We start from the raw sequence: 13773 nt of genomic DNA on the forward strand, positions 1-13773 counted from the left end.
CCTTTAAGGGGCGCGGGGAACTGCGCAATCTTTTGGGGGTTCGGGGGCGAAGCCCCTGAGACAGGGACGGGAATGGGTAGGGGCGGCGGGGGCGAAGAAAGGGTTGGGTCAGCCGAAGAAGACTCCTACCTCCTCGTAGAGGCGGGGGTCCACCGTCTTGAGGCGGGCCGTGGCCTCGGCGATGGGGACGCGGACGATGTCGGTGCCCTGGAGGGCGACCATCTTGCCGAAGTCACCGTCGCGGACGGCATCGATGGCATGCAGACCGAACCGCGTGGCCAGCCAACGGTCGAAGGCGCTGGGGGTCCCGCCACGCTGGACGTGACCGAGAACCGTCGTGCGGGCCTCCTTGCCCGTCCGGCGCTCGATCTCCTTGGACAGCCACTCCCCCACCCCGGAGAGGCGGACGTGACCGAAGGAGTCCAGCGACCCGTCCTTGAGGACCATGTCGCCGTCCTTCGGCATCGCCCCCTCCGCGACGACCACGATCGGCGCGTACGAGGCCTTGAAGCGCGAGGTCACCCACGCACAGACCTGGTCGACGTCGAACCGCTGCTCGGGGATGAGAATGACGTTCGCGCCGCCCGCGAGGCCGGAGTGGAGCGCGATCCAGCCCGCGTGCCGCCCCATGACCTCGCAGACGAGCACCCGCATGTGCGACTCGGCGGTGGTGTGCAGCCGGTCGATCGCCTCGGTCGCGATACCGACGGCGGTGTCGAAGCCGAAGGTGTAGTCCGTGGCCGACAGGTCGTTGTCGATGGTCTTCGGGACGCCGACCACCGGGACGCCGTACTCGTCGGTGAGACGGGCGGCGACGCCCAGCGTGTCCTCGCCGCCGATCGCGATGAGCGCGTCGACCTCCAGCTTGGCGAGGTTCTCCTTGATCCGGCGGATGCCGTTCTCGACCTTGAGGGGGTTGGTGCGCGAGGAGCCGATGATCGTGCCGCCACGGGGCAGGATGCCGCGCACGGCGGGGATGTCGAGCCGGACGGCGTCGCCCTCCAGGGGCCCTCGCCAGCCGTCCCGGAAGCCGGTGAAGTCGTAGCCGTACTCCTGCACGCCCTTGCGGACGATGCCCCGGATGACGGCGTTGAGCCCGGGGCAGTCGCCGCCTCCGGTCAGTACTCCGACCCGCATGGAAAAGTCCCTTCGCCGCGGTTGGCTGATGGGACTCACGCTAATAGTGATCCAGGTCACTTCAGCAGAGGGCGGAAGGTCAATTCCGGTGAATTGTGCGGGGGTTGATCATGCGTCTTCACTCTTTGGTGGGACGCGGACGGTTTACGCGTCGTCGAGGCCCCGCTCTATGGCATAGCGCACCAGCTCCACACGGTTGTGCAGCTGGAGCTTGCCCAGGGTGTTCTGCACATGGTTCTGGACCGTGCGGTGGGAGATCACCAGCCGCTCGGCGATCTGCTTGTAGCTCAGGCCCTTGGCGACCAGCCGGAGCACCTCGGTCTCACGGTCGGTGAGCTGCGGGGCCTTGGGCTCGTCGCCACCCGTGGCGGGCCCGGGGTCGGAGGCGAGCCTGCGGTACTCGCCGAGGACCAGGCCCGCGAGCCCGGGGGTGAAGACGGGGTCACCGACGGCCGTGCGGCGCACCGCGTCGATCAGCTCGTCCGTGGACGCCGACTTGAGCAGATAGCCGGTGGCCCCCGACTTGACCGCCTCCAGGACGTCCGCGTGCTCGCCGCTCGCGGAGAGGACCAGGACACGCAGGGCGGGATTGGCTCCGACCAGCTCCTTGCAGACCTGCACACCGGGCTTGGCCGGCAGGTTCAGGTCGAGGACGAGGACATCGGGGGCGGCGGCCTGCGCACGGCGCACCGCCTGCTCGCCGTCGCCCGCGGTGGCGACCACGTCGAACCCGGACTCGGCCAGGTCGCGCGCGACCGCGTCGCGCCACATGGGGTGGTCGTCCACCACCATGACCCTGATCGGGCCCTGTCCGTCAGTCATCGCCGCCCTGCCTTCGTCGCCATGGCCTCCGTGGTCCTCCTCGGCGGTTTCCCCGTCGTCTGCCCCGTCGCCCTTGTCATCGCTGTTCCGCCTTCCCCCGTGGACCCTTCGGGTCCTTCACATCCGTCACGTCCGTCTTCGGGACCTTCAGTTCGACCTCGGTGCCCTGGCCCGGCACCGAGATCAGCTCGGCCGTGCCGCCGATCTCGCGCAGCCGTCCGCGGATCGACAGGGCCACGCCGAGGCGGCCCTCCCCCTCGGCCTGGGCGAGCCGGCCCTCGGGGATGCCGGGACCGTCGTCGCGTACGGTCACGATCACCTCGTCCGGCTCGTCCTCGACCAGGATCCACGCGCGGGCGTCCGCGCCCACGTGCCGGTGGACGTTGTCCAGGGCGGCCCCGACGGCGGCGGCCAGCTCCTTCGCGGCGGCCGGGTCGAGCGGCACCGGGGTGCCCGGCGCGGAGAAGGTCACCTTCGCGGTGGCGTACGGGGCGAGCAGCGAGCGCAGGTCGCAGGGGCCGCCGTCGTCCGGGTCCGGCTCGTCCACCGCGCGCACCAGGGCGCCCTCGGCCTCGTCCTCGGACACGCGTGAGACCGGTACGAGCCCGCCCGAGACCAGTGTGCGCAGCGCGACCTCCTGTTCGCCCGCGAGGCGGCCCAGCTCCGCGGCCTCGCCGCCGAGCGTGGCACCGCGGCGCTGCACCATGGCCAGCACCTGGAGGACGCCGTCGTGGATGTCGCGGGCGAGCCGCTCCCGCTCGCGCGTCGCGGCCTCGATCTCCAGGGCGCGGGCAAGGGTGCGCTCGGAGGCACGGGCCACCTCGACGACGTATCCGATGGCGATAGAGGCGACCCAGACGAGCAGCACGTTGTGGAGGGTGTCCTGGCTGAGCGCGCCGCGCTGCACGACGTTGGCGACGCCGACGAGCGCCGACGCGAAGGCCGCCCAGCGCCAGCCGCCCTTGATCGCGAACGCCAGCACGGAACCCGCGGTCCATATCGACGGGAGGGTCGGGCCGCCGGCCACGATCCGGTCGTGGGCGTCCGCGACCGGTGTGAGAAGGATGCCGGTGAGGGCGATCGTCAGGTCGGCGGCGAGGAAGCGCTTGGTGCAGCTGGCCGCGTTGGCCACCCTGGGCAGGGTCGCGAAGGTCCACGCGATGAGCACCAGGTAGTAGCCGATGGCCACTTCTGGGCGGACGAAGCTGCCGTAGTGGGTGGCGAAGAGGCCGATCGCGTAGAACATCGTCAGGACCCGGTACCCGGTCAGCGCACGCCACAGGGGCTGCTCGACCGACATCCTCATGACTCTCTCGCGCTTGGCCATGTCCCCCACTACCCCATCCCCCGACGGTCGCGTCTAGGAGTCGGACCGTTCGTTCTCGTCCTTCTCGGCCTGCTTCTCCGCCTGCTTCTCCGCCTGTGCGGCTTCCTTCTGGGCTTGCTCGGCTTCCTTCTGGGCTTCCTTGTGCGCCTGTTTCTGCGCCTTCGCCTCGTCCGCGATCTGCCGTTTGGCGGCCGTCGCGTAGATGTCGACGTACTCCTGACCGGAGAGCTTCATGATCTCGTACATGACCTCGTCGGTCACGGCGCGCAGGACGAAGCGGTCGTGCTCCATGCCGTTGTACCGGCTGAAGTCCAGCGGCCTGCCGATGCGGATGCCCGGGCGCATCAGCTTGGGCATCACCTTCCCCGGCGGCTGGATCTTCTCGGTGTCGATCATGGCGACCGGGATGACGGGAGCGCCGGTGGCGAGTGCCACGCGCGCGAGGCCGCCGGGCTTGCCCCGGTAGAGGCGGCCGTCGGGCGACCGCGTGCCCTCGGGATAGATGCCGAACAGCTCGCCGCGCTCGATGACGTCCACGCCGCTCTTGATCGCCGCCTCGCCCGCGCCGCGCCCTCCGGAGCGGTCCACCGGCAGCTGACCGACGCCCTTGAAGAAGGCGGCCGTCATCCGGCCCTTGACGCCGGGGGTCGTGAAGTACTCGGCCTTCGCGATGAACGTCACCTTGCGGTCCAGGACCGCAGGCAGGAAGAACGAGTCCGAGAACGACAGGTGATTGCTCGCCAGGATGGCCGGGCCCTCGGCGGGAATGTTCTCGAGGCCTTCCACCCAGGGCCTGAAAGCGAGCTTCAGGGGCCCTCCGATGGAAAACTTCATTGCGCCGTAGATCAAGCGAGTGCCTCCTGTGTCTGTCGGTCAGACCTTAACCCGGAGCACTGTCAAAGAGCCCGACGGCCCTGGTCGGTGTCAGTGCGGTCGCGTACGGTGAAGTACGCCTCGAAGCTTCGGGGTGGTCGTCGCGTCGCCCCGGAATGAACAGGGAACCGTTCTCCCGAATGAACAGTTCTCGATGAACAGCCGTCCCTCTTCATGAGTCGTCCTTCTTCCCAGAGCGTCCTTCCTCCATCGTCCAAGAGCTTCCTTCCTCCATGAGTCGTCCCATGAGTCGTCCCTCTTCAATGAACAGGAGACCGAAGGTGCCGGTCCTTCCTGGAGCCGAGCCGTTCCGCCACGAGGGCGGAGAGGTCGGGGTCCTTCTCTGCCACGGGTTCACCGGTTCTCCGCAGTCGCTGCGCCCCTGGGCGGAGTATCTCGCCGAGCGCGGTCTGACCGTCGCGCTGCCGCTGCTGCCCGGGCACGGCACACGCTGGGAGGACATGCAGCTCACCGGCTGGCAGGACTGGTACGCGGAGGTGGACCGCGAGCTGCGCGCCCTGCGCGAGCGCTGCTCCCGGGTCTTCGTCTTCGGCCTCTCCATGGGCGGCGCGCTCACCCTGCGGCTCGCCGCCAGGCACGGCGACGAGATCAGCGGCATCGTGGTCGTCAACCCGGCGAACAAGGTGCACGGCCTGTCGGCGTACGCCCTTCCGGTACTGCGTCATCTCGTCCGTACGACGAAGGGGCTGACCAGCGACATCGCGAAGGAGGGCAGCTTCGAGGTCGGCTACGACCGGGTGCCCCTGCACGCGGCGCACTCGTTGCGGAACTTCTTCCGGCTGGTCGACGGCGAGCTCCCGCAGGTGACGCAGCCGATGCTGCTCCTGCACAGCCCGCAGGACCATGTCGTGCCGCCCGCCGACTCGGCCCGCATCCTCAGCCGGGTGTCGTCGACCGACGTCGCGGAGATACTCCTGGAACAGAGCTACCACGTCGCGACGTTGGACCACGACGCGGACCGGATCTTCGAGGAGAGCTTCGCCTTCGTCTCCCGGCTCGCACCCGGCGCCGGCAAGGAGACCGGCGCGGGCCAGGCGGGTCAGCAGGAAGGGACGGCCACTGGTGGCTGAGCACGACGCGGACCGCGAACCCGAGGAGAAGGACGCGCCGTCCGGTGAGGAACAGGGCCCGTCGTTCGACGAGGCCGCCGCGTGGGAGGCGATCGTCGCGGGGTACGGCGACGAACCGCCGGACCCGCCCGGCGCCAAGCCCTTCAAGTCGATCGAGGACCTGGCGCTCCTGGAGCCCGAGACGAACGACTCGGGCGACACCGACACGAAGAGCGCCAGAAGCACCAAGGCGTCCAAGGACACCAAGGACGCGACGGACACCACCGAGGCCACCGAGGCCACGGAGCCGACGGCGGAGGACGAGCCCTCCGCCGAGAAACCGCTCGGCAGCTCCGTCGCCTTCGCGCCCGGTGTCTCCGGCCCGCGTGACTACTCCATGCCCGAACCGGCCGAGGAGGACCTCGACGAGGACGACGAGGGCCACTTCGTGCCGCCCGAGCCGCCCCCGCTGCCCGCCGCGGACGCGACGGCCAAGTTCGCCTGGCTGGCCGTGATCGGCGGCCCGCTCCTGCTGCTCCTCGCCGTCCTGCTCGGCTGGACCATGACCTGGTGGCTCGCCACCATCGGCATCGGCGGTTTCCTCGGCGGCTTCGCCACGCTGGTGGGCCGCATGCGCGGCGACGACGAGGACGAGGACGACCCGGGGCGCGGCGCGGTCGTCTGACCCTGTCCCTGCCCGTATCGGTACATGCACGAGGGCCCGTCCGGAGACGCTCCGGGCGGGCCCTCGCCTATGGCCGGGGGCCTGTCTATGGCTCCAGGGCCCTGTCTATGGCCGGGGAGAGGCGGGCACCCGGAGGGCCGCCAGGACCGGCAGATGGTCCGTGGCGGCCCGCAGATCGGCCTCCGTCACGCCGGGGTGGCCGAGCGGTACCCCGCAGCCCAGTACCTCCACGCCCTCCGTGGCGAAGAGCGCGTCGATGCGCTGGTGGGGGTCGGTGGGCGTCGAGGTGTACTCCGCGCCCCACGGGGCCACCGCCCAGCCGTCCTGGAGCTCTGTGGCGAGGCGCTTGAAGGTGCGGCCGTTCGGTCGTTCGTTGAGGTCGCCGCCCGCGACGGCGTGCGGGGTGTCCAGGGCTGCGAGGCGGTCGAGGAGCATGCCGCCCTGCTCGTGGCGCTCGTCCTTCTGGAGGGAGAGGTGGCAGCTCAGTACGCCGAGACGGGCACCGCCGAAGCGGACGACCGCGGTGGCGAAGCCGCGTCTGTGCAGTCCCGGGGTGAGCGGGAGCAGTACGTCCTCGGTGTGCTCGACCGTCGCCCGCAGGGAGCAGAGGAGGGCGGGGCCCGATGCCGTACCGCCGCCGGAGAGGATCACCTGACCGGACGCGGCGGCCAGGCGGGCCAGTTTCTTGCGCCACCGGAAGAAGCGGGGGGCTTCCTGGACCAGGACGAGGTCCGGCTCGCAGGCGGTGATCACCCGGGCGAGTGCGGCGGTGTCGTCTCGCATGGAGCGGATGTTGTAGCTGAGGACCCGGATGACGGCCGAGCCGTCGGATTCCGTACGGGACGCTGGTAGCGGACTGGCGGAAGGGCTGGTCGGCATGGTGATCAAGATATAGGGCGGGGGGTGTCGGGTCGTGGTTTTACCGCGGGCCGGTGGGGGCTGGTCGCGCAGTTCCCCGCGCCCCTGGAGACGGGGCGGTAACCCTGGCTTTTAAGGGGCGCGGGGAACTGCGCGGCCAACCCCCACCGGCCCGCAGCCAACCCCACAACCCCACGCCCCCACAAACAGAACCGCCCGCCCCCCCCGGAGGGAAAGGCGGGCGGTCGAAGCGCCACTACATGATCGGATCGGGCTCCCGAGCCAGATCCGCCGCACCCACCAGCCCCGCCTCGTTGCCCAGTTGGGCGGCGATGACATCGGCGACCGGACGCCAGTTGCCACCCACGAGCCAGCGCTTGTACGACTTGCGGATGGGGTCGAGGACCAACTCGCCCTCGTCCGAGAGACCGCCGCCGACGATGAACGCGGAGGGGTCGAAGAGCGAGGCCAGATCGGCAAGACCGGCACCGGCCCAGCGGGCCAGCTCGCGGTACGAGTCCACGGCCACCGCGTCACCCTGGCGGGCGGCCATCGAGATGTGCTTGCCCTCGATGCCGTCGGGGGAGCCGTCGCCGAGCGACAGCAGGATCTCCGCGTTCTCGGGGGTCGCGTTGGCCCGCTGCTTCGCGTACCTGACGAGGGCCCGCCCGGACGCGTACTGCTCCCAGCAGCCCTGGGAGCCGCAGCCGCACAGCAGGCCGTCGGGGACCATCCGGATGTGGCCGAACTCGGCGGCCACGCCGAAGTGCCCGCGGCGCAGCTTGTTGCCGATGATGATGCCGCCGCCGAGGCCGGTGCCCAGCGTGATGCAGATGACGTTGCGGTGGCCTTTGCCCGCGCCGAACTTGTACTCGCCCCACGCCGCCGCGTTCGCGTCGTTCTCGACGACGACCGGCAGGCCCACGCGGGCCTCCACCTCGTCCTTCAGGGGCTCCTGCCGCCAGTCGATGTTCGGCGCGAAGTAGACCGTCGAGCGCTGGCGGTTGACGTATCCGGCGGCACCGATGCCCACGCCGACGATCTCGTGCCCCGCCCGGGCGCCCTCTACGGCCGCGGCGATCGCGTCCACGATGGCCTGCGGCGTCGTCGGAGTCGGCACCTTGAAGGTCGAGAGGATGTTGCCTTCCTCATCGACCACGCCGGCCGCGATCTTCGTGCCGCCGATATCGACGCCGATGGTGAGTCCCATGAATCCCTCAGTTTCGGTCGAGCCCCGCTACGGCCAACCGTACCCGAGCGGCTTCAGTCGAGGTCGATGTGTTCACCGGGACCGGTGCCCTCGTCACGGGGGCCCTGGGCGGTGTCACGGGTGGTCCAGCGCCGCTCCTGCGCCTCGACCGCGGAGCGGTAGGCGGCGAGCAGTTCGGAGCCGGCGGTGGCCAGGTGGTCGAAGACGTCGGGGTTGCGCTCGATGACGGGCTCGACGGCGGCCTTGGCCTGCTGCACGACCTGGTTGACCATCTGCTGGGCGGCGCCGCCCGCGACCGCGCCGAGCAGCGGCGACTGCAGCCCGGAGAGCTTGTCGGCGACGGCGTCGACGAGTTTGCGCAGTTCCTCGGCGGCCGAGCCGGGCGGCTGGCCGTACTGGGTGCGGCGGCGGGCCTTCTCCGCGGCGAGGTCCTCGGCGCACGCCTTCGCCCAGGCATCGGCGTCGGTCGCGCGCACCTCGTCGAACGCGTCCTTGGCGGTGTCGGCGTCGGACGTGGGGCGCTCATCGCTCATGGCGGACTCCAAGCGTGGGATCTGTATCTCTCGACGTTACCCGAACGGGGGTACACCGTTCATCGTGCGCGCGGCCACAGAACGGGACTCGGTCACCTTCCCCGGGGCCACAGGTCCGGGTCCGGTGCGAAGCGGACGGCCAGTTCGCCGTCGCGCAGGGAGGCGCCGTCCACGGTGCAGCGGCGCAGGGCGGACGGGAGGGGCACGATCCGGCGGAACTGCCCTGCCGTGACGACGAGTTCGTCACCACGGCGTACGAGGTCCAGCTCCTCCCGTATCGCACCGGGGAGGGGGATGTGCCAGACGAGCACGCCGTCCTCGGCGAGGCGGTCGGCGACGGGCCACTCGACCGGTCCCGGGGCCTCGCCCGGCGCGGGCACGGGCAGCGCGGCGAGGTCCTCGGTGCCGCGCGGGTCCCGGCCGAGGTGGGGGATCTCGCGTACGTCGAACGTCCGCCCCCACTCGTCACGCCACTCGTCGAGCACCTTGCGCTGCTGTACGGCGAGGGCGGCGAGCCAGGTGTCGGGGGACGCGTCGGGCAGGACGCGGTTCGCGACCAGGGCGTCGGTGCGCAGGCCGCGCAGGGCGAGGCCGGTGGCGGCGGCGCGCACGGCGTCGGTGCCGGCCGGGCCCGGTTCGGCGACCAGCCGTACGGTCGTGGCCGCGTCCTCGACGGCCAGCTGGACGGCGGCCAGCTCGACGTCCCAGCGGGCCGCCGTCTCGTACAGCCACTCCGAGGGCATCGGGACGCCGGCGAGACGGCCGAGTACGGGGCGCAGCGCGCGGGCGGCCTGGCGCTCCGCGGGGAGCAGGCGGCGGAGGTAGCGGCGCAGCTGTTCGGGGAGGGCGAGGAGGGCGAGCGCCTGGGGGGTGGGCGGGAGGTCGACGACCAGGAGGTCGTACGTGTCCGCCGTGGCCGCGTCGCGCAGGGCGCGGAGCAGGGCGAGTTCCTCGGCACCGGGGAGGGGGGTGAGTTCCTCGCCGTCCAGACGGGCTGCGCCCAGGAGGTCGAGGGCCGTGGTGGCGCGGTCCTGGAACGCGAGGAGGTCCGTGCGGAAGGCCTCGGTGGCGTCCGGACGCCACGTGGTGAGGTGGGGGGCGGCCTCGGTGGGGGTGGCGCCGGTGGGGGTGCCGAGGATGGCGCCGAGGGTGTCGGTGCGGTCGGCTGTGAGCACCAGGGTGCGGGTGCCCTGGCGGGCGGCCTCCAGGGCGGTGGCCGCGGCGACGGTGGTGCGGCCGGAGCCGCCGGGGCCGGTGATCAGGATGGTGCGCATGTAGGTCAACGCTACCGGTGCCTGACCGGCGGGCTGAGCAGAGAGGGCTCCGCCCCCACCGCCCCTACCCATTCCCGTCCCTTACCGGGGGCTCCGCCCCCAGACCCCCGGTATCGCGCTGAACACGCTCGTCCTCAAACGCCGGACGGTCTGGGTGGTGCGGGGCTGGCGGGGTGGGTGGGTTGACCGTGGGTGGGTGGGAAGTCGGCCTCAACGGCCTCGTCCTCAAACGCCGGACAGGCTGAAACACACCGGGCGGGCTGAAAGGCAGGGACGCAGCCCCGTCTTTCAGGGGCGCGGGGAACTGCGCGACCAGCCCCCACTCACCCGCACCCGACCAAACAACACCCGACGGAGTCCAGCGCGGAGCCTCGCGACTACTTCTCGCCCGACTCCACCCGCTTCTTCAAGCCCGCCAGCGCGCGGTCGATGATGACCTTTTCCGCCTTGCGCTTGATCATGCCGAGCATGGGGATCTTGACGTCGACGGTGAGCTGGTAGGTGACCTGGGTGGCACCGGTGCCCGCGGGCTTGAGGATGTAGGAGCCGTCGAGGGAGCGGAGCATCTGGGACTTGACCAGGGTCCAGGAGACCTCGTGGTCGCCGGTCCAGGTGTAGCCGAGGGTCTGGTCGTCCTTGATCGCGCCGGCGTCCATGACGAGGCGCACCTGCTCCGCGCGGCCCTTCTCGTCCGTGGCGAGCACCTCCGCCTCCTTCACCTCGCCGGTCCAGTCCGGATAGCGGGCGAAGTCGGCGATCACCGCCATGACATCGGCCGGTGCCGCCTCGATCGTGATGCTCGAGCTGGTGTGTTCCGCCATCGCCGTGGCTCCTCCAGATGCGGTCCGGACATAGGGGTGTTCGTCGGGGTACGAACGCTTCCTACCTGTGTATGCAGCGTGAAGGCTACCGCGCGGCGGACGGCCCGCCGCCCCCGGCCCTGCGCCCGCCGGTGGCCCTCACCACTCCAGCACCCACGGCTTCCCCGTTCCGGCGAAGTGACCCACGTTCACGCACTCCGTGGCGCCGACGCGCATCCGCCGGGCCAGTGGTTGGTGGACGTGGCCGAAGAGCGAGTAACGCGGCCGGGTGCGCCGGATCGCGTCGAGCAGTGCCCGGCTCCCCCGCTCGAAGCGCCGCGCCACCGTGTCGTAGACGAGCTCGGGCACCTCCGGCGGAATGTGCGTGCACAGGACGTCGACCTCTCCGACGGCCTCGATCTTCGCCGCGTACTCCTCGTCGCTGATCTCGTACGGCGTCCGCATGGGCGTACGCAGGCCCCCGCCGACGAAGCCGAAGACGCGGCCGCCGATCTCGACCCGCTCGCCGTCGAGCACGGTGGTGCCGGGCCCGGCGTACTCCGACCACAGGGACGGCACGTCGACGTTGCCGTAAGTGGCGTACGTCGGGGTGGGGAACGCCGCGAACAGTTCGGCGTACTGCTTGCGTACGGCCTTCTCGATGGCGGGTCCGCGGTCGACGCCCGCCCACAGCCGCGCACCGAAGGCCCGGGCCTCCTCGTAGTGGCGGGCGGTGCGCAGCTCGACGATGCGGTCCGTGTTCTCGGTGCCGAACAGGTCGGGGAAGATGCCGCGGGAGTGGTCGGCGTAGTCGATGAAGAGCACGAGGTCGCCGAGACAGATCAGGGCGTCCGCGCCGTCACCCGCCCCGACCAGGTCACGGACGTTTCCGTGCACGTCGCTCACCACGTGGACGCGTGTCTTTCGGGCCTCGCCGCCCGGGCCGCCGATGTCGTCGGCGTCGCCGCCTTGTGTGCCTGCCATGGCGATCAAGGGTAAGCCTGTGGAGCAAACGTGTGTAGACGCGGGCGGACCTGCGGTTACCTCCCGGTCAGTAACGTGGTGGACTACTCTGCGCGGAGAAACACTCAAGAGGAACACCAACGCGTGTGACGCGGGGAACATCTCACCCGACCCCCCTGTCCTAGAGGCAGTACCGGCGGGTAACGTCCGGGCAGTCCAGTCGTGCTCAGGGTTTCAACCACCTGAGTCCCAGAGCACACGCCCGAGCCTTGGACCGCTCCGTCGCATCACACGAAGTCGTGGCGTCGGCGCCCTATGAGGAGCAGCAGTCTTGCGCGAGTTCAGCCTTCCGGCTTTGTACGAGGTCCCCGCGGACGGCAATCTGACCGACATCGTCCGCAGAAACGCCGCGCAGCATCCGGACGTGGCGGTCATCGCCCGTAAGGTCGGCGGCACTTGGACGGATGTCTCGGCCACGACCTTCCTCGCCGAGGTGCAGGCCGCCGCCAAGGGCCTGATCGCCTCGGGCGTGGCGCCGGGCGACCGGGTCGGCCTCATGTCCCGTACGCGCTACGAGTGGACGCTCCTCGACTTCGCGATCTGGAGCGCGGGCGCGGTCACCGTGCCGGTGTACGAGACCAGCTCGGCGGAGCAGGTGCAGTGGATCCTCGGCGACTCGGGCGCGACGGCCGTCGTCGTGGAGCTGGACGCGCACGCGGCCGCCGTGGAGTCGGTGCGTGACGGGCTGCCCCACCTCAAGCACATCTGGCAGATCGAGGGCGGCGGTGTCGAGGAGCTGGGCCGGGCCGGCAAGGACGTCACGGACGCCGCCGTCGAGGAGCGCAGCTCGCTCGCCAAGGCCGACGACCCGGCGACCATCGTCTACACCAGCGGCACGACCGGGCGCCCCAAGGGCTGTGTGCTGACCCACCGCAGCTTCTTCGCCGAGTGCGGCAACATCGTGGAGCGGCTGCGCCCCCTGTTCCGTACGGGTGAGTGTTCGGTTCTGCTCTTCCTGCCGCTCGCGCACGTCTTCGGGCGGCTCGTGCAGGTAGCGCCGATGATGGCGCCGATCAAGCTGGGCATGGTCCCGGACATCAAGAACCTCACCGACGAACTGGCCTCGTTCCGGCCGACGTTGATCCTTGGTGTGCCGCGCGTCTTCGAGAAGGTCTACAACTCGGCGCGGGCCAAGGCGCAGGCCGACGGCAAGGGCAAGATCTTCGACAAGGCGGCGGACACGGCGATCGCGTACAGCCGCGCGCTGGACACCCCGTCGGGCCCGTCGATCGGCCTGCGGATCAAACACAAGACGTTCGACGCACTCGTCTACAGCAAGCTGCGCGCGGTGCTCGGCGGCAAGGGCGAGTACGCGATCTCCGGCGGCGCCCCGCTGGGCGAGCGGCTCGGCCACTTCTTCCGCGGTATCGGCTTCACGGTCCTGGAGGGCTACGGCCTCACCGAGTCCTGCGCGGCCACCGCCTTCAACCCGTGGGACCGGCAGAAGATCGGTACGGTCGGCCAGCCGCTGCCGGGCTCCGTGATCCGCATCGCGGACGACGGCGAGGTGCTGCTGCACGGCGAGCACCTGTTCAAGGGGTACTGGAACAACGAGGCCGCGACCGCCGAGGCGCTCGCCGACGGCTGGTTCCACACCGGTGACATCGGCACGCTCGACGAGGACGGCTATCTGCGGATCACCGGCCGCAAGAAGGAGATCATCGTCACCGCGGGCGGCAAGAACGTCGCCCCGGCCGTGATCGAGGACCGCATCCGCGCGCACGCGCTGGTCGCGGAGTGCATGGTCGTCGGCGACGGGCGTCCGTTCGTGGGCGCGCTGATCACCGTCGACGACGAGTTCCTGGGCCGCTGGGCCGACGAGCACGGCAAGCCGGCGGGTTCCACCGCGGCGTCGCTCGGACAGGATCCGGATTTGCTCGCGGCGATCCAGAGCGCGGTCGACGACGGCAACGCCGCGGTGTCGAAGGCGGAGTCTGTGCGGAAGTTCCGCGTTCTCGCCTCCCAGTTCACCGAGGACTCCGGCCATCTCACGCCGTCCCTCAAGCTCAAGCGCAATGTGGTGGCGAAGGACTACGCGGACGAGATCGAGGCCATCTATCGAGGCTGAGCCTCACTGGATCGTTCTTGTGGCGCGGGTCCGGTGGTTGTGATGGCTGCGGCCCGGTGGGGGCTGATCGCGCAGTTCCCCGCGCCCCTAAAG

General features: G+C 70.6%; 13 protein-coding genes. 3 read left to right on the top strand and 10 right to left on the bottom strand.

The genetic code is table 11. The annotated features are described in order from the left end of the window. Nucleotides 1-108: 108 nt before the first annotated feature. From ACFWXQ_RS41565 to ACFWXQ_RS41580, 4 genes are all read right to left on the bottom strand, one after another. Entirely contained in the window at nucleotides 109-1137 is a 1029-nt protein-coding gene (locus ACFWXQ_RS41565) for a 6-phosphofructokinase (RefSeq protein ID WP_200398799.1), read from the bottom strand. Nucleotides 1138-1281: 144 nt separating this feature from the next. Continuing rightward, on the bottom strand, nucleotides 1282-1959 hold the full coding sequence (locus ACFWXQ_RS41570) for a response regulator (protein ID WP_383955825.1): 678 nt from the start codon (nucleotides 1957-1959) through the stop codon (nucleotides 1282-1284). A gap of 76 nt (nucleotides 1960-2035) precedes the next feature. Then, nucleotides 2036-3286: a MacS family sensor histidine kinase gene (gene macS, locus ACFWXQ_RS41575; RefSeq protein WP_383955822.1), complete on the bottom strand. Its 1251-nt coding sequence runs from the start codon at nucleotides 3284-3286 to the stop codon at nucleotides 2036-2038. 33 nt (nucleotides 3287-3319) lie between these two features. Then, nucleotides 3320-4120, bottom strand: coding sequence for a 1-acyl-sn-glycerol-3-phosphate acyltransferase (locus ACFWXQ_RS41580; RefSeq protein WP_383955819.1), 801 nt, complete (start codon nucleotides 4118-4120; stop codon nucleotides 3320-3322). Nucleotides 4121-4440: 320 nt separating this feature from the next. On the opposite strand from ACFWXQ_RS41580, the gene ACFWXQ_RS41585 reads away from it, so the two are divergent. Together ACFWXQ_RS41585 and ACFWXQ_RS41590 are read left to right on the top strand one after the other, a co-directional pair. Next, the gene (locus ACFWXQ_RS41585) at nucleotides 4441-5250 is read left to right on the top strand and encodes an alpha/beta hydrolase (protein ID WP_383955816.1); all 810 of its coding nucleotides are present in this window, start codon (nucleotides 4441-4443) and stop codon (nucleotides 5248-5250) included. Further along, on the top strand, nucleotides 5243-5914 hold the full coding sequence (locus ACFWXQ_RS41590; protein ID WP_383955813.1) for a hypothetical protein: 672 nt from the start codon (nucleotides 5243-5245) through the stop codon (nucleotides 5912-5914). The genes ACFWXQ_RS41585 and ACFWXQ_RS41590 overlap by 8 nt, the downstream gene beginning before the upstream one ends. A gap of 105 nt (nucleotides 5915-6019) precedes the next feature. Here ACFWXQ_RS41590 and ACFWXQ_RS41595 read toward each other — a convergent pair whose 3' ends face one another. The 6 genes from ACFWXQ_RS41595 to ACFWXQ_RS41620 all read right to left on the bottom strand — a co-directional run bounded on the left by ACFWXQ_RS41595 (nucleotide 6020) and on the right by ACFWXQ_RS41620 (nucleotide 11573). Beyond that, complete coding sequence (locus tag ACFWXQ_RS41595) at nucleotides 6020-6793, bottom strand: endonuclease/exonuclease/phosphatase family protein (RefSeq protein ID WP_383955810.1); 774 nt, start codon at nucleotides 6791-6793, stop codon at nucleotides 6020-6022. Nucleotides 6794-7028: 235 nt separating this feature from the next. After that, nucleotides 7029-7982, bottom strand: coding sequence for an ROK family glucokinase (locus ACFWXQ_RS41600; protein ID WP_359942809.1), 954 nt, complete (start codon nucleotides 7980-7982; stop codon nucleotides 7029-7031). A 53-nt stretch (nucleotides 7983-8035) separates the two neighbouring features. Continuing rightward, entirely contained in the window at nucleotides 8036-8515 is a 480-nt protein-coding gene (locus ACFWXQ_RS41605; RefSeq protein ID WP_383955684.1) for a DUF5304 domain-containing protein, read from the bottom strand. 92 nt (nucleotides 8516-8607) lie between these two features. After that, complete coding sequence (locus ACFWXQ_RS41610) at nucleotides 8608-9789, bottom strand: ArsA family ATPase (RefSeq protein ID WP_383955687.1); 1182 nt, start codon at nucleotides 9787-9789, stop codon at nucleotides 8608-8610. Between the two features lie 377 nt (nucleotides 9790-10166). Then, on the bottom strand, nucleotides 10167-10610 hold the full coding sequence (locus ACFWXQ_RS41615) for an SRPBCC family protein (protein WP_055618724.1): 444 nt from the start codon (nucleotides 10608-10610) through the stop codon (nucleotides 10167-10169). Between the two features lie 138 nt (nucleotides 10611-10748). Then, complete coding sequence (locus tag ACFWXQ_RS41620) at nucleotides 10749-11573, bottom strand: metallophosphoesterase (RefSeq protein WP_383955690.1); 825 nt, start codon at nucleotides 11571-11573, stop codon at nucleotides 10749-10751. Between the two features lie 310 nt (nucleotides 11574-11883). Between ACFWXQ_RS41620 and ACFWXQ_RS41625 the strand changes: the two genes are divergently transcribed. Further along, nucleotides 11884-13680 (top strand): AMP-dependent synthetase/ligase, encoded by a 1797-nt coding sequence (locus ACFWXQ_RS41625; protein WP_383955693.1) that lies wholly within the window; start codon nucleotides 11884-11886, stop codon nucleotides 13678-13680. Nucleotides 13681-13773 lie beyond the last annotated feature (93 nt).

Origin of the sequence: Streptomyces sp. NPDC058697 (assembly GCF_042715345.1) — a bacterium.
Classification (GTDB): Bacteria; Actinomycetota; Actinomycetes; order Streptomycetales; family Streptomycetaceae; genus Streptomyces; species Streptomyces liliifuscus.